The following is a 19,378-nucleotide window of genomic DNA, read 5'->3' as shown; positions in this document are numbered from 1 at the left end:
CGTGAGGACCCGATAACCGTGAGCACCAAGGACCTCAGCCGCACCGCGTACGACCACCTGTGGATGCACTTCACCCGCATGTCCTCGTACGAGAACTCCCCGGTCCCGACCATCGTCCGGGGTGAGGGCACCTACATCTACGACGACAAGGGCAAGCGCTACCTCGACGGTCTCGCGGGTCTGTTCGTGGTCCAGGCCGGTCACGGCCGCACGGAACTCGCCGAGACCGCGTTCAAGCAGGCCCAGGAGCTGGCCTTCTTCCCCGTGTGGTCGTACGCGCACCCCAAGGCCGTCGAGCTGGCCGAGCGCCTCGCCGACCACGCCCCGGGCGACCTGAACAAGGTCTTCTTCACCACCGGCGGCGGCGAGGCCGTCGAGACCGCCTGGAAGCTCGCCAAGCAGTACTTCAAGCTGCAGGGCAAGCCGACCAAGTACAAGGTCATCTCCCGTGCGGTCGCCTACCACGGCACCCCGCAGGGCGCCCTGTCCATCACGGGTCTGCCGGGCCTCAAGGCCCCGTTCGAGCCGCTCGTCCCGGGCGCGCACAAGGTGCCGAACACCAACATCTACCGCGCCCCGATCTTCGGTGACGACCCGGAGGCCTTCGGCCGCTGGGCCGCCGACCAGATCGAGCAGCAGATCCTCTTCGAGGGCCCGGACACGGTCGCCGCGGTCTTCCTGGAGCCGGTGCAGAACGCCGGCGGCTGCTTCCCGCCGCCCCCCGGCTACTTCCAGCGCGTGCGCGAGATCTGCGACAAGTACGACGTGCTGCTCGTGTCGGACGAGGTCATCTGCGCCTTCGGCCGCCTCGGCACGATGTTCGCCTGCGACAAGTTCGGCTACGTCCCGGACATGATCACCTGCGCCAAGGGCATGACCTCGGGCTACTCCCCGATCGGCGCCTGCATCATCTCCGACAAGCTCGCCGAGCCGTTCTACAAGGGCGACAACACCTTCCTGCACGGCTACACCTTCGGCGGCCACCCCGTGTCGGCCGCGGTGGGCCTCGCCAACCTCGACCTGTTCGAGCGCGAGAACCTCAACCAGCACGTGCTGGACAACGAGGGCGCCTTCCGCGCGACCCTGGAGAAGCTGCACGACCTGCCGATCGTCGGCGACGTCCGCGGCAACGGCTTCTTCTACGGCATCGAGCTGGTGAAGGACAAGAACACCAAGGAGTCCTTCAACGAGGAGGAGACCGAGCGCGTCCTGTACGGCTTCCTCTCCAAGGCCCTCTTCGACAACGGCCTGTACTGCCGCGCCGACGACCGCGGCGACCCGGTCGTCCAGCTCGCCCCGCCGCTGATCTCCGACCAGGAGACCTTCGACGAGATCGAGCAGATCCTGCGCGCCACCCTCACGGAGGCGTGGACGAAGCTCTGATCATCCGCCTGGATGACCGGCCCGGCCCCGGCGCCCTCCGTTCGAGTGAGAACGGGGGCCCGGGGCCGTGTGCTGTCCGGCCTCCCCGCACCGGCTGCCTAGCGTTCCAGTGACCGATGGGCCCGGCTTTCGTTCCCCCGGACGGGGGATCGGATACGGGAAAACGGATCAGAACCGAGGTGTACGCCCATGGAGGCCCCGCCGGACAACGACGTGCTCTGGGCACGCTCCCTGCACTTCAGGCACCGCGACGGCTCCCCCGGACTCACCGGGGTCTCGCTCGGCGTACGGGAGAGCGAGATCCTCGCCGTCAGCGGGCCGCGCGGCAGCGGCAAGACGACCCTGCTGCGCTGTCTGTCCGGACTGGTGCCGGTGCTGAGCGGCGAGGTCTGGTTCAACAGCTCTCCCGTGCACACCCTCGGCCCGATGGCCCGCGAGCGGCTGCGCCGGGACCGCTTCGGCTGGATCGACCCCGAGCCTGTGCTGGTCCCCGAGCTGAACGTCTGGGAGAACGCCGCGCTCCCGCTGATGCTGCGCGGCACCGGCCGCCGCCGGGCCAAGGTGGCCGCGCTGGAGTGGCTGGAGCGCCTCGACGTCGGCGAGAAGGCCCGCAGCCGCCCGCACGAGCTGCAGCACGCCGAACGCCAGCGCGTCGCCATCGCCCGCGCGCTCGCCCCCGGACCCGCTGTCCTCTTCGCCGACGAGCCCACGGCCCCCCTGCACCGCGCCGACCGCGCGCACGTGCTGCGCACCCTCACCGCGGCGGCCCGCTCGCACGGCATCACCGTCGTCCTCGCCACGCACGACCCCGACACCGCCGCCCTCGCCGACCGCACGGTGGCCCTGCTGGACGGGCGCCGGGTGCACACCGTGCACCTGCCGGACAGCCCCGACGCGGAAGGCCGGGCCGCGTGCTCGCTCTCCGTCTGACCGGCGCCGCCCGGCCCGCCGTCCAGCTGCGCCGCCTGCTGGTGGCCGCGGCCTCGGCGGGCACCGGCTTCCTGCTGCTGTCCTGCCTCGGCTACGCCCTGAACCACCCCGAGGCCGCGGACGCCGCCGCGCTGCGCCTGGCCTGGTGCGGGCTGCCGCTCGCCGCCACGGTGTACCTCGCGCTCGCCGTCGCCCGCACCGACCCCGGCACCCGGCCGCGCCCCGGCCTGTCCGCGGTGGGCCTGGGCCCGGCCCGCCTCATGGCGATCTCCGCCCTGACCACGGCCCTGTCCTGCACCCTGGGCTCGGCGCTGGCCCTGCTCTTCTTCCTCCACCTGCGCGGCGACCTCACGGGCATGCCGTTCGACGGCGCGGCGGCCGACGTCCTGGCCACGGGCCTCCCCCTCCCGATCCCGGCCACCGTGACCCTCCTGACCGTCCTCCCGGCCACAGCGACCACCACGGTGGCCGTGGCCCTCCGCCCGAGAGACCCCCGGCCGCCGGCCCGGGACACGCGAAGGTACGGGCGTTTCGGGGCGTACGGCGACGCCCCGGAGAGGGAGACGTTCGGGGCGTACGGCCGATTCGGCGCGCGTTTCGGCCGTCGGCCGACGGGCGGCGCACCGGCCGCGGCCGATCCGCGCTCCGCGGACGTCACCGACAACGGCGAGCAACCCGGTCGTCAGCCCCTCAAGTCCGCGGGCAGTCGTGCCGCTCGGACGGCTTCCGACCCGGAGGAGGACGGCAGCGACACGGCGCCGGACAGCGCGAGCGACCCCGAGCCCCCGGCCCAGGACACCGGATCCGCGCCTGCCGGCGGAGCCCCCGCCGGCCTCCCCTGGGGCGTCGCCCTCGTCACCGCCGGTCTCGCTGCCCACGCCTACGCCGGCCGTTCGGCCCCGGCCCCCTCCCTCGCCGTACTCCTCGGCTGGCTGCTCACCGCCACCGGTCTCGTCCTGGCCTCCCCCGGCCTCACCCACCTGTGCGGCCGGCTGCTCCAGGCCTGCCGGCCGGGTGCGCTCAGGCTGCTCGCCGGCCGGGTGCTGATGTCGGAGGCCACCCGGATCGGCCGTCCGCTCGGCGTGGTGTCGGCGGTGGCGTCCGCCGGTTACGCCATGACCGTCCTGCACGACGGCCCGGCCCCCGCCTTCGGCCCGCTGTCCGCCCTCGGCGCGCTCGTCGTCGCCGGCTCCACGGTCGCCACCCTCCTCACCACGGCCGTGGAGGCCCGCCAGTGCCGCGCCGGCACCACCACCGCGCTGCTCCGCCTCGGCGCACCCGCCGGCCTGCTGCGCGTGGCCGCCGCCCTCCGCGCGGCCGCCCTGCTGGCCCTGTTCGCCCCGCTCACCCTGGTGATCGCCGCGCTGTCGGTCCTGCCCCTGACCCGCTGACGGCCCGTCCGGCCGGCCGCGAAAAAAAGTCCGGTGATCGCCGATGAGTTCGGGGCGGGACCCCGGTCTACCCCCCGAACGCGACGGACGGACCGCGCGCGACCCGACGGGAGAGGCCCGCATGTACCAGCAGATGATCTTCGTGAACCTGCCCGTGAACGACCTGGACGCCTCGAAGAAGTTCTTCACCGAACTCGGCTACACGATCAACCCGCAGTTCAGCGACGAGAAGGCGGCCTCCGTGGTGATCAGCGACACCATCGTCGCGATGCTGCTGACCAAGCCGTTCTACGCGACCTTCACCAAGAAGGAGATCGCCGACGCGACGACGACCAGCGAGGTGCTGATCTGTCTGAGCGCCGAGAGCCGCGAGAAGGTGGACGAACTGGTCGACAAGGCCATCGCGGCGGGCGGCACGGCGAGCGGCGAGACCCAGGACCACGGCTTCATGTACGGCCGCGCCTTCGACGACCTCGACGGCCACACGTGGGAGGTCATGTGGATGGACCCGGCCGCTGTCCAGGGCTGACCCCCACGGCCCGAACGTCCGTGCCAGCATGGGCGGGTGCAACCGACACCCGCCCAGCCGCTCCGTGCCGCCCACGACCGCGAGATCGAGTCCCTCGCCGAGTTCGACGCGGTGGTCGCCGAGCACGGCTCGCTCGCCCGGTTCCGGGTCCAGGCCGTCGATCTGACCGGCCGTACCGACGTCCTGCTCCGCCTCGACACCTCGGGCGCCGTCTTCCTCGGCTGCCCGATGGACCCCGAGGCCGCCGCCCGGGTCCGGGCCGCCGGGGCCCTGGTGTTCCCGCCGATACCGGGGCTCCCGTTCGACCCGTACCGCGCCTTCGTCTACACGCCCGACGAATTGTTCGAGTCCCTGGACGAGGGGTACGAGGCGACGCCGGACGCGCGGGCCTACGCCTGGTTCCAGCGGACGAAGGCCGACGGTGACGTCTTCGCCTCGATGCTCCGCGCGATCCACGACGACGCCGTCTCCGACGCCCTGGACGAACTCCTCGCCGGCGCCCGGGTGGTGGGAGTCATGGGCGGCCACGCCATGGCGCGCGGGACCACCGCCTACGCCGGTGCCGCCCGGCTCGGCCGCGCACTGACCCGCGCCGGGTTCACGGTCGCAACCGGCGGCGGACCGGGCGCGATGGAGGCGGCCAACCTCGGCGCGTACGCCGCCCCGTTCGCCGACGACATGCTGGAGGACGCGCTCCGGCTGCTCGCCAAGGCGCCCTCGTTCCGGCCGTCGGTCACCGACTGGGCGCGCGCCGCGTTCGAGGTGCGCGAGCGCTGGCCGGGCGGCGGGGACTCGGTGGGCATCCCCACCTGGTTCTACGGCCACGAACCCCCGAACGCGTTCGCCGCGCACCTCGCCAAGTACTTCGCCAACGCCACCCGCGAGGACGGCCTGCTGGCCCGCTCCACCGCCGGGGTGGTGTTCCTGCCGGGCGCCGCCGGGACCGTGCAGGAGATCTTCGACAACGCGACGCCCAACTACTACGAGTCGCGCGGTGAGCCGACCCCGATGGTGCTGGTGGACAGCGGGCACTGGACGCGGGAGCTGCCCGCCTGGCCGCTGCTGCAATCGCTGGCGCGGGGCAGGGCGATGGAGTCCCGTATCGCCCTTGTCGACCGGATCGAGCAGGCTGCGGAGGCGATCAAACGTCTGGGTGGTTAATAAGCGGGCAAAGTCAACGGCCGTTGACGGCAGACGCGTTGACACTACTTACGGAGCGCTTATAAACCTGTGAGCCTCCGGGGGATGCCGGGGCCTCGCCTCATCCGTCGCCCCAACCCCCCTTCCACCCCCCGCAATTGCTCTCTGTAAAGGACAAACGTTGTCCATGACTCGCCGTAGCGTACGCGGTTCCGTGCGCGTGCTGGGTGTCGCCTCCGGATCGGCCGCGCTGGTGCTGGGCCTGGCCGGCTCCGCTCTCGCGGGCAACATCAAGGACTTCTCCGCCGAGGCCAAGTGCGTCGGCGGCAAGGGCGTCATCGTCGTCACCGACACGGACGCCTCCGCCAAGGACGCCACCGTCACCGTCTTCCTCAAGGGCGTCGGCGGCGTCGAGACGAAGGTCGGCGAGCAGCCGGTCAAGGGGTCGAAGGAGGGCGCCCGGATCACCTTCGCGGAGGACTGGAAGCCCAGCGCCACCTACCGGATCCACGTCAAGGCCGACCAGGCCGTCGACGAGGACATCCAGCCCGATCTGGTGACCCCGGCCACCGCCTGCAAGACCGAGAGCCGGACCCCGGCACCCTCGGCCAGCACCACGCCGTCGCCGTCCCCGTCCACCTCCACGTCCGCCCCGGCCGAGCCGGCCGAGCCGGCCACGCCGACGCCGTCGGCCTCCGAGTCGAGCACCGCCCCGGCGGGCACCTCCGAGAACGCGCCGTCCCCGGCGGTCGGTGACTCCAACCTGGCGGAGACCGGTGCCAGTTCCAACACCGGTCTGATCGCCGGGATCGCGGCACTCCTGGTCGTCGTCGGCGGCGGCGCGGTCTGGTTCGGCATGCGCCGCCGCGGGACGGGCCGCAACGGCTGAGCCCGCACCCCCCGTCGTACCGCGCACCGGCCCGCCCTCCCGTCCTCAGGGGGCGGGCCGGTACGTCAGCCGAACGTGGTCCGCTCCAGCCAGAACTCCAGCAGCTCCCGGTCGCCGAGCACCTCCAGGCCGGGCGTGTCCAGCGGCAGCCGGCGGTAGAAGGCGAGCAGCACCGGGGTGAGCGGGCCACGCAGGGCGACCGTGGCCTTCTCGTGCCCGCGCCGCCAGCTCACGCCCTCCTCGCCCAGCTCGACGATCCACTCGGCGTTCAGGTCCGGGTCGGCGTCGGTGGCGTGCAGATGGATCGAGCGCCCCGGGCCGCGCAGCTCCTTCGCCGACTCCCGTGCCCCGGTGCGCTGCACCCACTCCACGAGCTGCAGCCACTCGTCCAGCGCGTCCGCCGCGATGTCCGGCGCCAGCTCGTAGGGCAGCCCGGCGGCGAGCGCGGCGTCGGCCCGGTGCACGGTGATCTCGCAGGCCATACGGCGGGCCCAGAAGCCGGTGTTCAGCATCCCGGTCCAGGCCCACACCTCGGTGTCGGGGCCGGCCTCGCGCAGCGCGCCGACGACCCGCTCGCCGGCGTCGGCGAGCCACTTGTCCAGGGCCGCCGCGTCCCCGTGTTCCTCCGGACCGGCGCCGAGCGGCACCCGCTCCGGCGGGATGTTCTCCTGCGCCCGGGTGCGCACCAGGGCGTCCACCCAGCGCAGGGCGCCCCCCATGTGCCGTACGAGGTCTTCCAGCGACCAGTCCGGGCAGGTCGGCACCGTTGCGGACAGGTCGGCGCCGGAGGTCACCACGGCTCTCAACTGTTCGACCTGGTGGGCGATTTCGTCACAGTAACGGTCATGCGTGAGCAAAGGCATGCCCTCACCCTACGGGCGCGATGATCAGTCCAGCACGAGGGTTTCGGCCACGTCGAACTCCACGCCGACCGAGGCGCCGGGTTCCGGCGCGTCCCTGAGCGGGCAGGCCGCCTCCAGGCGCGGACCGTCCGCCGGCTGGAGGTGGAGGGCCACATGGGTGCCCTTGAAGGTGCGGGCGGTCACCGTGCAGGGCAGGCCCTGGTCGGCCGGTACCAGCCGGATTCCGGCCGGACGGACGAGGACCGTGCGGTTGCCCTGCGCGGAGCCGTCCGGCACCGGCAACTTGCCCCACGGACTGTCGGCGGCCGTACCGGCCACGGTCGCCGGGACCACGTTCTGGAAGCCGAGGAAACGGGCCACGAACGCGTCGGCGGGCCGCTGCCACACCTCGAGCGGCGTCCCGGTCTGCGCGATCCGCCCGTCCCGCATCACCACCACCCGGTCGGCCAGCGCGAACGCCTCGCCCTGGTCGTGGGTGACGGCGAGCACGGTCGTCCCCAGCCGGCCGAACAGTTCCCGCAGTTCGACCACCAGCCGTTCCCGCAGCGAGCGGTCGAGCTGGCCGAGCGGCTCGTCCAGCATCAGCAGCCGGGGCCGGGGCGCGAGCGCCCGGGCGAGGGCCACACGCTGCTGCTCACCGCCGGACAGGGAGGCCACGGCCCGCCGGGCGGCCCCCGGCAGCCCGACCAGCTCCAGCAACTGGCCCGCCTCGGCCGCCCGTTCCCCCTTGGCGACGCCGTGCATGCGCAGCCCGAAGGCGACGTTCGCGCCGACGTCCCGCTGCGGGAACAGCTGGTGGTCCTGGAACATCAGCCCGACGCCCCGCCGGTGCGCGGGTACGCCCGCCTGGTCGCGGCCGTCGAGCAGGATCCGTCCGCCGGACAGGGGCTGGAGCCCGGCCACGGCCCGCAGCAGGGTGGACTTGCCACTGCCGCTGGGCCCGAGGACGCACACCACCTCGTGCTCGGCGACGTCCAGGCCGACGGCGTCGAGCACGGCCCGCCCGCCGAAGCGCACGGTCGCGGCGTCCAGGCTCAGCAGCATCTAGAACTCCCCGGTCCGGTCGGTGCGCAGCCGCTCCAGCACCAGCAGCGCGGCGGCGCACACCACCATCAGAATCGTCGAAAGGGCCATCGCCTGGCCGTAGTTGAGGTCACCGGGCCGGCTCAGCAGGCGAGCCACGGCGACCGGGAGCGTGGGGTTGTCGGGCCGGGCGATGAACACGGTCGCGCCGAACTCGCCGAGCGACACGGCGAACGCGAACCCGGCCGCGACCAGCAGCGCCCGCCGCACCAGCGGCAGATCCACCTCCCGCCACACCCGCCAGGGCGAGGCGCCGAGCACGGCGGCGGCCTCACGGAGGCGGACGTCCACCGCGCGCAGCACGGGCAGCATGGTCCGTACGACGAAGGGGGCGCCGACCAGCGCCTGGGCGAGCGGCACCAGGATCCAGGACTGGCGCAGGTCCAGCGGCGGTTTGTCGAGCGCGATCAGGAAGCCGAAGCCGACGGTCACGGCGGAGACGCCGAGCGGCAGCATCAGCAGCGCGTCGAAGCCCCGTACCAGCCGTCCGGCGTCCCGGCGGGCCAGCGCGGCGGCGGCGAGACCTCCGATGACGACGGCGATGGCGGTGGCGGCGACGGCGTACTCCAGCGAGGTCCACACCGCGTGCACGGGCGCCACCAGGAACGTACCGCCGTCCGTCTCGGTCAGCGCCCGGTAGTAGCCGAGGCCGGGCGCGTCGAGGGAGCGTCGGACGAGCACGGCGAGCGGCAGGACCAGCAGCAGGGCGACGGTGGCGAGGACGCCGGCGAGCAGCGCCCACTGGCCGGCGCCGCGCGGGCGCCGCGCGGTGGTCTTCGGGTCCACGAGCCGCAGGGCGGTCTCCCGGCGCCGTACCGTCCAGGCGTGCACGGCCAGGATCGCGCCGACGGCCGCGAACTGGACGAGGGTGAGGACGGCGGCCGTGGACAGGTCGAAGACCTCGGAGGTCTGCCGGTAGATCTCCACTTCGAGGGTGGAGAAGGTGGGGCCGCCGAGGATCTGCACCACGCCGAAGGAGGTGAAGGTGAACAGGAACACCATCAGGGCGGCGGCGGCCACGGCGGGCGCGAGCGCGGGCAGGGTGACCTTCCGCCAGGCCGCGAGCGGGGAGGCGCCCAGCATCCGCGCGGCCTCCTCCTGCCGGGGGTCGAGCTGGGCCCACAGCCCGCCGACCGTGCGGACGACGACCGCGTAGTTGAAGAAGACGTGGGCCAGCAGGATCGCCCACACCGTGGTGTCCAGCCGTACCCCCCACAGCTGGTCGAGCAGCCCGTGGCGGCCGACCAGGGCCAGGAAGGCGCTGCCGGCGACGACGGTCGGCAGCACGAACGGCACGGTGACGACGGCCCGCAGCAGCTGCCGGCCGGGGAAGTCGAGGCGGGCGAGGACATAGGCGGCGGGCAGGGCGGACAGCAGGGTGAGCGCGGTGGAGGCGAGCGCCTGCCAGGTGGTGAACCACAGCACGTGCCGGAGGTCCGGCTGGGTGACGACGTCCGCGATCCGCCCGACGTGCCAGGCGCCGTCCGTCTTCAGCCCGCGGGCGACGATCGAGGCCACGGGCCAGGCGAAGAACAGCGCGAAGAACGCGACGGGCAGGGCCATCAGCCCGAGCCGCGCCGCGCTCCCCGCGCGGTCCTTTCGGGGGGCTACTTCAGTACGAGCGAGGTCCACGACTTGACCCACTGGTCGCGGTTGGCGGCGATCTTGTCGGGAGCCATGGTCTCGGGGTCCTTGGCGGCCGGGCCGTACTTCGTGAAGTCGGCGGGCACCGCGGCCCCCCGCACGACCGGGTAGACGAACATGTTCAGCGGCATGTCCTGCTGGAACTCCTTGGTGAGCAGGAAGTCGATCAGCGCCTTGCCGCCCTTGGTGTTCCGCGCGTTGCTCAGCAGCCCGGCGAACTCGATCTGCCGGAAGCAGGTGCCGTCGGACACCCCGGTCGGGGCGGTGCCGGGCCGCTTCTTGGCGTAGATCACCTCGGCGGGCGGGGAGGAGGCGTACGACACCACCAGCGGCCGGTCGCCGCCGGCCTTCTTCCCCTGTGAGGAGCCGGAGAACTCCTGGGTGTACGCCTGCTCCCAGCCGTCGACGACCTTGACGCCGTTGGCCTTCAGCTTCTTCCAGTAGCCCTGCCAGCCGTCGTCGCCGAACTGCGCGGCACTGCCCAGCAGGAAGCCGAGGCCCGGGGAGGAGGTGGCCGCGTTCTCGGTGACGAGGAGGTTCTTGTACGCGGGCTTGGCCAGGTCCGCGAACGACTTCGGCGGGGTCAGCTTGTGCTCGCTGAACCAGGCCTTGTCGTAGTTGACGCAGATGTCGCCGTAGTCGACGGGCGTGACCCGGTGCTTGTCCTTGTCGAGCTGGTACTCGGCGCCGACCGTGCCGAGCCCCTTCGCCTCGTACGGCTGGAACAGGCCGTTGTCGAGGGCGCGGGAGAGCAGGGTGTTGTCGACACCGAAGAAGACGTCGCCCTGCGGGTTGTCCTTGGTCAGGATCGCCTTGTTGACGGCCTGCCCGGCGTCGCCGTCCTCGAGGACCTTGACCTTGTATCCGGACTGCTTCTCGAACGCCTTGAGCACGTCCTTGGAGACGGCCCACGAGTTGTGGCTGACCAGGGTCACGGTCTTGGAGTCCGCGGACGACTCGCTCTCGCCGGAACCGCACGCGGACAGCGTGACGAGGCCGAGACCGACCGCCACGGCCACGAAGGTCTTGTGGTGCACTGGATGTCCTCCTGGGGGTTGGCCAGGAAGAACGCGGCCCCGCCCGGAACCCGGGCAGGGCACGACAGCTTGAGGTGATGACCGAACTTCCTACCCAGAATGACCTGGGCGAGGTTCAGAGGGTCTGCGGCCCTGTCCGCCGCACTCTCAGCGCTGTGGCGCTCCCCTGTCGGAATATGAAGATATGTGGACGCGGCCAGATTACCGCTCGGTGGCCGCGAGCTGACCACAGGCCCCGTCGATCTCCTGACCACGGGTGTCCCGGATGGTCACCGGCACCCCATGGGCCGCGATGGCCTCCACGAACGCCTTCTCGTCCTCCGGCCGCGACGCGGTCCACTTCGAGCCCGGCGTCGGGTTCAGCGGAATGAGGTTGACGTGCACGGGCTTGCCCTTGAGCAGCCGGCCGAGCCGGTCGCCACGCCAGGCCTGGTCGTTGATGTCCCGGATCAGCGCGTACTCGATGGACAGCCGGCGCCCGCTCTTCTCGACGTACTCGAACCCGGCGTCCAGCACCTCGCGCACCTTCCACCGCGTGTTCACGGGGACGAGGGTGTCGCGCAGCTCGTCGTCGGGGGCGTGCAGGGAGATCGCCAGCCGGCACTTGAAGCCCTCGTCGGCGAACCGGTGGATGGCCGGCACCAGCCCGACGGTGGAGACGGTGATCCCGCGCTGCGACAGCCCCAGCCCGTCCGGCGCCGGATCGGTCAGCGCGCGGATGGCACCCACGACCCGGTTGTAGTTGGCGAGCGGCTCGCCCATGCCCATGAAGACGATGTTGGACAGCCGCGCGGGCCCGCCCGGCACCTCCCCGTCCCGGAGCGCCCGCATCCCGTCCACGATCTGGTGGACGATCTCGGCGGTGGACAGGTTGCGGTCCAGGCCCGCCTGCCCGGTCGCGCAGAACGGGCAGTTCATACCGCATCCGGCCTGCGAGCTGATGCACATGGTGACCCGGTCCGGGTATCGCATCAGCACGGACTCGACCAGCGTGCCGTCGAACAGCCGCCACAGCGTCTTGCGGGTGTCCCCCTGGTCGGTGGACAGATGCCGGACGACGGTCATCAGCTCCGGGAACAGCGCTTCCTGGAGCTTGGCGCGTGAACCGGCGGGGATGTCGGTCCACTGCTCCGGGTCGTGCGCGTACCGCGCGAAGTAATGCTGCGAGAGCTGCTTGGCACGGAACGGCTTCTCACCGATCTCGGCCACCGCGGCCTTGCGTTCGGCGGGCGTGAGGTCGGCGAGATGCCGCGGCGGCTTCTTGGCTCCGCGCGGCGCGACGAAAGTGAGTTCTCCGGGCTTGGGCATGGTCTTACCAGTGTCGCAGATCGATTTCCGTGCCCCGTGCCCATGCCCGTGACCTTGCCGGTGGCTCAGGCGACGCCGTGCTGGCCGCCCTGGGTGAAGTCGCAGTCGTGGCCGGCGCTGAGGTAGCCGGCGCCGCTGTTGGAGTAGTTGTCCTCCACGCTGCCGCAGGCTCTCACCCAGACGTCCGCGCCCTCGGGGATGTTCCACGGGTGTCTGGTGTCCGTGGTGTTGCATCCGGACGTGTTGCGGACCGTCCGGTAATTCCAGCCGTATCCGGACTTGTACCACGTCAGCTGAGCCCAGACGGTGTCGCCGTCGCACAGGTTGTCGTGGACGAGGAAATTGTCGCCGTCGGCCACGAAGTACGCGTAGCCGTCACCGTTGCTCGCGTCCGAGACGGGCGAGTTCGTGCCGGCGCTGGCGGTGGTCGCGGTGCCGATGACCAGGCACGCGGCGGCAGCGGCGACGGCCGAGAGGCGGCCCCGGGATATTGCCTTCATTTCGCTTGATTTCCGATCTGGAGGAAATGGAGGAACGGCTGCGCAACAACGGTCTAAATCGGCGTATTTACGCAGCGCGCGATGTTCCGCGTACGCTCTCACACGGAGATCGTCGTGATCAAGGGGTACGCGGGACCCGGTGACATCGAGGGCCGCGCGGCCGTCCTCTTCAGTCGTCGCCGTCGTCGCCCCGGCTGCTCCAGCCGCTCTTGCGGCCGCTCTTCCGGGCGCTGCTCACCAGCTCGCCCGCCCCGCGCGTGAGGGCCGCGACGACCCGGACCCAGCGGGGCCCGCCGCGCTCCGCCCACACCACGCAGACGCATCCGCCGATGACGAGCGCCAGGACACCGAGCAGTAGAAAGATCATGTTCCCCCCTGTGGTCATGCGTACTGTGCCACGGACCGGCTCACCACGTCACGGGCAGCGTCCTCGGTCCCCGGATCAGGCCCTGCCGCTGGAACTCGACCCGCTCGGGCGGCACGGCCAGGCGGATTCCGGGGAAGCGGGTGAGGACGGAGCCGATCATCACCTCGGCCTCCATGCGGGCCATGACGGCGGCCAGGCAGTGGTGCGGGCCGTGACCGAAGGCGACGTGGGCGGCGCCCTGGCGGTCGAAGTCCAGGGCGTCGGGGTCGGGGAAGACCTCGGGGTCGCGGTTGGCGGCGACATAGGAGTTGTAGACCACGTCTCCGGCACGGATCAGCCGGCCGCCGACCTCGACGTCCTCGGTGGCGATCCGGGGGATGCCGACGCCGTTGCGGTGGGGGACGTAGCGCAACAGCTCCTCCACGGCCCGGGGCAGCAGTTCCGGTTCCCGGCGCAGCCGGTCCAGCTGCGCGGGGTGGGTGAGCAGCGCGTACATCATCGAGCCGCTGTTGCTGCGGACCGCGTGACCCCCGCTGACCTGCACGGCGATGGCGAGGGAGACCGCCTCGTCGTCGGTGATCTCGCCCGCCGCGGCGGCTTGCGCCAGTACGCCGGCCAGGTCCTCGCGGGGTTCCGCACGGCGCTGCCGGAGCAGTTCGGTGATCCGGGCCCGGGTGGTCCGGGCGGCCTCGCGGGCCCGCTCCTCGGAGTCGGCGCCCGCGGACAGCAGAGCCTCGCCCGTCTCGGCCCAGCGGTGCCAGTCCTTCTCGTCCACGCCGAGGAAGTCACGGATGAGGGCGATCGGGAACGGGCCGTGCAGGTGCTCCATGAGGTCGGCGGGCGCGCCGGCCCGCTCCATCCCGTCGAGCAGTTCGGCGGCCCGGCGCTCCGCGAGCGGGCGCAGCCGCCGCATGCTGCTGCCGGTGAACGCGCGGGCGACGACCCGGCGCAGCCGGGTGTGCCGGGGCGGATCGATGTACTGCAGGCCCGCCGTCTGGGAGGCCACCGGCACCGGGCGCATGGTGGTGACATCGCGGCCGACGACCTGTTCCCGGGAGAAGCGCGGGTCGGAGGTGACGAAGCGGACGTCCTCGTACCGGGTGACCAGCCAGGCGTGTCCCGCGCCGTACGGCAGCTTGATCCGGGCGACCGGCTCCTCGCGCAGCAGCTCGTCCAGGAGGGGGTCGGGGTCGAGTGCGGGCAGGTCCTCGACGGGCCAGAACCTCACCGGCGGGGCGGGGGCGGGCGCCGAGGGCTCCGAGGGGGCCGGGGTGGGGGCCGGGTCGAGGGGCATCGGGCTCACTCCCTGCTGCGTCGCCGGGCGGCGGCCTGCTGCGTCACCGGGCGGCGGAAACGCCGTCCTGTCAGGGAGTCTGCCGCGCCCGGGTCCCGGCCGCCGACTTGTGCTGCGGCATCCGGGGCAGGCCGGGACACGACGACGGTCCCCGCCCCGCGCCCGGGACGGGGACCGTGGAGCCGTACCCCTCAGGCCGACCCGACGAAGATCACCATCAGCAGCCACACCACCGGCGCGGTGGGCAGCAGCGAGTCGAGGCGGTCCATGATGCCGCCGTGACCGGGGAGCAAGGTGCCCATGTCCTTGATGCCCAGGTCCCGCTTGATCATGGATTCGCCGAGGTCGCCCAGCGTGGCGCTGGCCGCGACCGCGAGGCCCAGCAGCAGGCCCTGCCACCAGGTGCCGTCGTCGATCAGGAACTGCATGCACAGCGCGCCCGCGGTCATCGCGAACAGCACCGCGCCCAGCAGGCCCTCGCGGGTCTTGCCGGGGCTGATGCGCGGGGCGAGCTTGTGCTTGCCGAAACGCCAGCCGACCGCGTACGCGCCGGTGTCGCTGACGACCGTCAGGAGCAGGAAGGTGAGGACCCGCCAGGGGCCGTCGTCGGCGGTGAGCATCATCGCGACGAACGTGGCCAGGAAGGGCACGTAGAACGCGGCGAAGACACCGGCCGTGACGTCCTTGAGGTAGTCCTGCGGTGGTTCCGTCATCCGCCAGACCAGCGTGGCCAGCGCCGTCAGCGCCATGGCGACCCACGCGCCCTCGGCGCCGCGCACATAGCCGGCGACGACCATCGCCGCACCGCCGACCGCGAGCGGCACCAGCGGCGCCTTGATGCCCTTGCGCTCCTGGAGCCTGCTGGTCAGCTCCCACAGGCCGACGACGACGGCGACCGCGATCACACCGACGAAGACGGCCTTCTCGACGAACAGGGACGCGACGATGACCACACCGAGTCCGACACCGACGCCTATGGCCGCGCTCAGGTCACGGCCCGCGCTCTTCTTCTGCGGCGCTGGCGCCGGCTGCGGGGCGTCGGGCATGGGCTCCGGGTTCTGGGTCTCGGCCGGGAGTTCCCCGGTCTGGAACGTCGCGTCTGCGCACAGGGGGCCGCTCAGCCGCGCGGCCCCCCGGTCGTCGTCCTGGTCTCCGCCGTACGCGGGTCCCTCGGGCACGATGGGCATGGGGCGAGTCTGCTGCGCCTCAGGCGCATCGTACGCGGGACCCGCCGGAACGGCCCCCGGGACAGGCTGGGCGGGCCCGCCCCCGGCGGACCCCCAGTACCCGGCCTGGCCCGCCGCTGGCGGCGCCCCCCAGGAAGAGTCGCTCATCAGACTTCGAGCAGCTCCGCTTCCTTGTGCTTGAGGAGCTCGTCCACCTGGGCGACGTACTTCGCCGTGGTGTCGTCCAGCTCCTTCTCCGCACGACGGCCCTCGTCCTCGCCGACCTCGCCGTCCTTGATCAGCTTGTCGATGGCGTCCTTGGCCTTGCGGCGCACCGAGCGGATGGACACCTTGGCGTCCTCGCCCTTGCCCTTGGCGACCTTGATGTACTCGCGGCGGCGCTCCTCGGTCAGCTCGGGGAACACCACCCGGATGATGTTGCCGTCGTTGCTGGGGTTGACGCCCAGGTCGGAGTCGCGGATCGCCTGCTCGATGTTGCGCAGCGCGCTCTTGTCGAACGGGGTCACGACCGCCATGCGCGGCTCCGGCACGGAGAACGAGGCCAGCTGGTTGATCGGCGTCGGGGCACCGTAGTAGTCGGCCACGATCTTGTTGAACATCGCCGGGTGCGCACGCCCGGTGCGGATCGCGGCGAAGTCCTCCTTGGCGACCACGACGGCCTTCTCCATCTTCTCCTCGGCTTCGAGGAGGGTCTCTTCGATCACCACTTGCTCCTGCGTGTCTTGAGTAAGGCCCGGCTGCGGTTCCTGAAGTCGGTCGGCGGCCGGCTGCGTCGCGTCTTCTTCCTGCACGGTTCCCGACCGGCAGGACATTGTCCATCCCCCGGCCGGGGTCCGGCCCCCTCACAGGGCCGCACATCACCGGCCGGGTTGATCCCGGGTCAGTCCCGGCTGCCCTGGTCACCCACCAGCGTGCCGATCTTCTCACCCTTGACGGCGCGGGCGATATTGCCCTCCGCGAGAAGCTCGAAGACGAGGATCGGGAGCTTGTTGTCGCGGCACAGCGTGATGGCGGTGGCGTCGGCGACCTTGAGGTCGCGGGTGATGACCTCGCCGTAGCCGAGGGCGTCGAACTTGACGGCGTCGGGGTTGGTCTTGGGGTCGGAGTCGTAGACCCCGTCCACGCCGTTCTTGCCCATGAGCAGCGCCTCGGCGTCGATCTCCAGGGCGCGCTGGGCGGCGGTGGTGTCGGTGGAGAAGTAGGGCATGCCCATACCGGCGCCGAAGATGACCACGCGGCCCTTCTCCAGGTGGCGCACGGCGCGCAACGGGATGTACGGCTCGGCGACCTGGCCCATGGTGATGGCGGTCTGGACGCGGGACTGGATGCCCTCCTTCTCCAGGAAGTCCTGGAGGGCGAGGCAGTTCATCACGGTGCCGAGCATGCCCATGTAGTCGGAGCGGGCGCGGTCCATGCCGCGCTGCTGGAGTTCGGCGCCGCGGAAGAAGTTGCCGCCGCCGATGACGACCGCGATCTGGGCCCCGTCGCGCACGACGGCCGCGATCTCGCGGGCGATCTTGTGCACCACGTCCGGGTCGACGCCCAGGCCCCCGCCACCGGAGAAGGCCTCTCCGGACAGCTTCAGCAGAAACCGGCCGCGTACTTTGCCGTCGTCGCTCTTCTGGGCCTTGGTGGTCATGGGGATCCCGCCTCTTTCACGTGTTGCACATACGAAGAAGGCCATTGCCGATGGGGGTGCTTTTCGCTCCCATGCGCGGCAATGGCCTCCTCGTCAGATCTGCTGCCGTCCGCCTCACGCCGGGGTGTGGCGGTGTGCGCGGACGACTGCGGTCGACCCTATCGAGAATTCTCGCCGGGTCGCGCGTCGATCGCGGTACGGACTCAGATGCCGACCTTGATGCGCGAGAAGCGCTTCAGGGTGACACCGGCCTCGTCCAGCACCTTCTGGACCGACTTCTTGTTGTCCAGCGCGTACGGCTGGCCGAGCAGCGTGGCGTCCTTGAAGAAACCGTTCAGACGACCCTCGACGATCTTCGCGATCGCGGCCTCGGGCTTGCCCTCGGCGCGGGTGGTCTCCTCGGCGATACGACGCTCGGACTCGACGACCTCGGCCGGCACGTCCTCCTTGGCGAGGTACTTCGGCGCGAAGGCGGCGATGTGCTGGGCGATGCCCTTGGCGACCTCGGCGTTCGGCTTGTCGAACTCGACCAGGACACCGATCTGCGGGGGCAGGTCGGGCATGGTGCGGTGCATGTAGGCGGTGACGTAGCCGTCGGCGAACTGCGCGAAGCGGTCCAGGACGATCTTCTCGCCGAGGTTGGCGTTGGCCTCGTCCACGAACGCCTGGACGGTCTTGCCGGGCTCGATCTCGGAGGCGAGCAGGGCCTCGATGTCGGCCGGGTTCGTCTTGGCGACGTGCTCGGCGATGGCCTTGGCCACGGCCTGGAACTTCTCGCCCTTGGCGACGAAGTCCGTCTCGCACTTCAGCTCGACCAGGACACCGGAGGAGTTGTCGTCGGCGATGATGGAAACCACGGCGCCGTTCTCGGCGGAGCGGCCCTCGCGCTTGGCGACGCCCTTCTGGCCCTTGATGCGCAGCGCCTCGACGGCCTTGTCGACGTTGCCCTCGGCCTCGTCCAGCGCCTTCTTGCAGTCCATCATGCCGGCGCCGGTCAGCTCACGGAGCTTCTTGACGTCGGCGGCGGTGTAGTTCGCCATGAGTCTGTGAGTCTTTCTCGAAGTCTGGAAGATCGAAGTTCAGGGGGTCTGCGTTCTACATGGAGATGCAGATCTCCGACCCGCCTGTGACCTGCGGATGAACAGCGGGGGCGGACTTCACCGCGCCGAAGGCGCCGTGGGATGCCGTACCGCCCCCGCCGTCAACGCTGACGTCAGGCCTGCTCGCCCTCGGCGGCCGGAGCCTCGGCAGCCGGAGCCTCAGCGGCCGGAGCCTCAGCGGCCGGAGCCTCGGCGGCGGGAGCCTCGGCGGCCGGGGTCTCCTCGGCCTTCTTCTCACCCTCGAGCAGGTCGCGCTCCCACTCGGCGAGCGGCTCGCCCGCGGCCTTCTCGCCCTTGTCACCGGTGGCGACGCCGGAGCGGGCGATGAGGCCCTCGGCGACGGCGTCGGCGATCACACGGGTGAGCAGGGTGACGGAGCGGATCGCGTCGTCGTTGCCCGGGATCTTGTAGTCGACCTCGTCGGGGTCGCAGTTGGTGTCGAGGATCGCGACGACCGGAATGTTCAGCTTCCGGGCCTCACCAACGGCGATGTGCTCCTTCTTGGTGTCCACGATCCAGACGGCGCTGGGCACCTTCTGCATCTCGCGGATACCGCCGAGGGTCTTCTCCAGCTTGGCCTTCTCGCGGGAGAGGACCAGCAGCTCCTTCTTGGTCAGACCGGAGGACGCGACGTCCTCGAAGTCGATCTGCTCCAGCTCCTTCAGGCGCTGCAGACGCTTGTAGACGGTCGAGAAGTTGGTGAGCATGCCGCCCAGCCAGCGCTGGTTGACGTAGGGCATGCCGACGCGGGTGGCCTGCTCGGCGATGGCCTCCTGCGCCTGCTTCTTCGTACCGACGAACATGACCGTGCCGCCGTGGGCGACGGTCTCCTTGACGAACTCGTAGGCGCGGTCGATGTACGACAGCGACTGGAGCAGGTCGATGATGTAGATGCCGTTGCGCTCGGTGAAGATGAAGCGCTTCATCTTCGGGTTCCAGCGACGGGTCTGGTGACCGAAGTGGACGCCGCTCTCCAGCAGCTCCCGCATCGTGACGACGGCCATGGCCGTATCTCCTTGGTGTTCTCGGTTGTGCCGCGTCCGCCGGACGGCGGTCGCGCCTGACGCCCGCGATGCGCCGTGCCGCGAAGGACC

19 protein-coding genes are annotated in these 19,378 nt (G+C 71.3%); 6 read left to right on the top strand and 13 right to left on the bottom strand.

The genetic code is table 11. The features are described from left to right. Positions 1-18: 18 nt before the first annotated feature. From ACZ4U1_RS26545 to ACZ4U1_RS26520, 6 genes are all read left to right on the top strand, one after another. Positions 19-1,383, top strand: coding sequence for an aspartate aminotransferase family protein (locus ACZ4U1_RS26545; protein ID WP_467906543.1), 1,365 nt, complete (start codon positions 19-21; stop codon positions 1,381-1,383). Positions 1,384-1,572: 189 nt separating this feature from the next. Further along, positions 1,573-2,313, top strand: a complete 741-nt coding sequence (locus tag ACZ4U1_RS26540) for an ABC transporter ATP-binding protein (protein ID WP_467906541.1) — start codon at positions 1,573-1,575, stop codon at positions 2,311-2,313. Next, a complete protein-coding gene (locus ACZ4U1_RS26535) occupies positions 2,295-3,704 on the top strand; it encodes a hypothetical protein (RefSeq protein ID WP_467906539.1) in 1,410 nt (469 codons plus the stop codon). Before ACZ4U1_RS26540 ends, ACZ4U1_RS26535 begins: the two co-directional genes overlap by 19 nt. Positions 3,705-3,825: 121 nt before the next feature. Beyond that, on the top strand, positions 3,826-4,233 hold the full coding sequence (locus ACZ4U1_RS26530) for a VOC family protein (RefSeq protein WP_467906537.1): 408 nt from the start codon (positions 3,826-3,828) through the stop codon (positions 4,231-4,233). Between the two features lie 36 nt (positions 4,234-4,269). Further along, positions 4,270-5,394: an LOG family protein gene (locus ACZ4U1_RS26525; RefSeq protein ID WP_467906535.1), complete on the top strand. Its 1,125-nt coding sequence runs from the start codon at positions 4,270-4,272 to the stop codon at positions 5,392-5,394. Between the two features lie 166 nt (positions 5,395-5,560). Beyond that, on the top strand, positions 5,561-6,262 hold the full coding sequence (locus ACZ4U1_RS26520; protein ID WP_467906533.1) for an LAETG motif-containing sortase-dependent surface protein: 702 nt from the start codon (positions 5,561-5,563) through the stop codon (positions 6,260-6,262). Between the two features lie 65 nt (positions 6,263-6,327). Here ACZ4U1_RS26520 and ACZ4U1_RS26515 read toward each other — a convergent pair whose 3' ends face one another. From ACZ4U1_RS26515 to rpsB, 13 genes are all read right to left on the bottom strand, one after another. Then, the gene (locus ACZ4U1_RS26515; protein ID WP_467906531.1) at positions 6,328-7,125 is read right to left on the bottom strand and encodes a maleylpyruvate isomerase family mycothiol-dependent enzyme; all 798 of its coding nucleotides are present in this window, start codon (positions 7,123-7,125) and stop codon (positions 6,328-6,330) included. A 24-nt stretch (positions 7,126-7,149) separates the two neighbouring features. Continuing rightward, positions 7,150-8,169 (bottom strand): ABC transporter ATP-binding protein, encoded by a 1,020-nt coding sequence (locus ACZ4U1_RS26510; protein WP_467906529.1) that lies wholly within the window; start codon positions 8,167-8,169, stop codon positions 7,150-7,152. Further along, positions 8,170-9,771 (bottom strand): ABC transporter permease, encoded by a 1,602-nt coding sequence (locus tag ACZ4U1_RS26505; RefSeq protein WP_467906527.1) that lies wholly within the window; start codon positions 9,769-9,771, stop codon positions 8,170-8,172. 44 nt (positions 9,772-9,815) lie between these two features. Continuing rightward, positions 9,816-10,889, bottom strand: coding sequence for a thiamine ABC transporter substrate-binding protein (locus ACZ4U1_RS26500; RefSeq protein WP_467906526.1), 1,074 nt, complete (start codon positions 10,887-10,889; stop codon positions 9,816-9,818). Positions 10,890-11,090: 201 nt separating this feature from the next. Further along, the gene (gene rlmN, locus ACZ4U1_RS26495; protein WP_467906524.1) at positions 11,091-12,197 is read right to left on the bottom strand and encodes a dual-specificity RNA methyltransferase RlmN; all 1,107 of its coding nucleotides are present in this window, start codon (positions 12,195-12,197) and stop codon (positions 11,091-11,093) included. 65 nt (positions 12,198-12,262) lie between these two features. Then, entirely contained in the window at positions 12,263-12,697 is a 435-nt protein-coding gene (locus tag ACZ4U1_RS26490; protein ID WP_467906522.1) for a hypothetical protein, read from the bottom strand. A 169-nt stretch (positions 12,698-12,866) separates the two neighbouring features. Then, a complete protein-coding gene (locus ACZ4U1_RS26485; protein WP_467906520.1) occupies positions 12,867-13,064 on the bottom strand; it encodes a hypothetical protein in 198 nt (65 codons plus the stop codon). Between the two features lie 40 nt (positions 13,065-13,104). Further along, positions 13,105-14,358 (bottom strand): cytochrome P450, encoded by a 1,254-nt coding sequence (locus ACZ4U1_RS26480; protein ID WP_467906518.1) that lies wholly within the window; start codon positions 14,356-14,358, stop codon positions 13,105-13,107. Positions 14,359-14,549: 191 nt separating this feature from the next. Beyond that, the gene (locus tag ACZ4U1_RS26475; RefSeq protein WP_467906516.1) at positions 14,550-15,692 is read right to left on the bottom strand and encodes a phosphatidate cytidylyltransferase; all 1,143 of its coding nucleotides are present in this window, start codon (positions 15,690-15,692) and stop codon (positions 14,550-14,552) included. Next, the gene (frr, locus tag ACZ4U1_RS26470) at positions 15,692-16,249 is read right to left on the bottom strand and encodes a ribosome recycling factor (RefSeq protein WP_014675285.1); all 558 of its coding nucleotides are present in this window, start codon (positions 16,247-16,249) and stop codon (positions 15,692-15,694) included. Before frr ends, ACZ4U1_RS26475 begins: the two co-directional genes overlap by 1 nt. Positions 16,250-16,425: 176 nt before the next feature. Next, positions 16,426-17,184 carry a UMP kinase gene (gene pyrH, locus ACZ4U1_RS26465; RefSeq protein ID WP_014675284.1) on the bottom strand — a complete coding sequence of 253 codons (759 nt, stop codon included), beginning with the start codon at positions 17,182-17,184 and terminating at the stop codon, positions 16,426-16,428. Between the two features lie 203 nt (positions 17,185-17,387). After that, on the bottom strand, positions 17,388-18,224 hold the full coding sequence (gene tsf / locus ACZ4U1_RS26460; protein WP_467906514.1) for a translation elongation factor Ts: 837 nt from the start codon (positions 18,222-18,224) through the stop codon (positions 17,388-17,390). 173 nt (positions 18,225-18,397) lie between these two features. Beyond that, on the bottom strand, positions 18,398-19,288 hold the full coding sequence (gene rpsB / locus ACZ4U1_RS26455) for a 30S ribosomal protein S2 (RefSeq protein ID WP_467906512.1): 891 nt from the start codon (positions 19,286-19,288) through the stop codon (positions 18,398-18,400). Positions 19,289-19,378: the final 90 nt, after the last annotated feature.

This window comes from Streptomyces sp. NPDC028928 (assembly GCF_055564915.1).
Note: the sequence above shows the minus strand (reverse complement) of the source record. Positions and strands in the feature narration are given on the sequence as shown.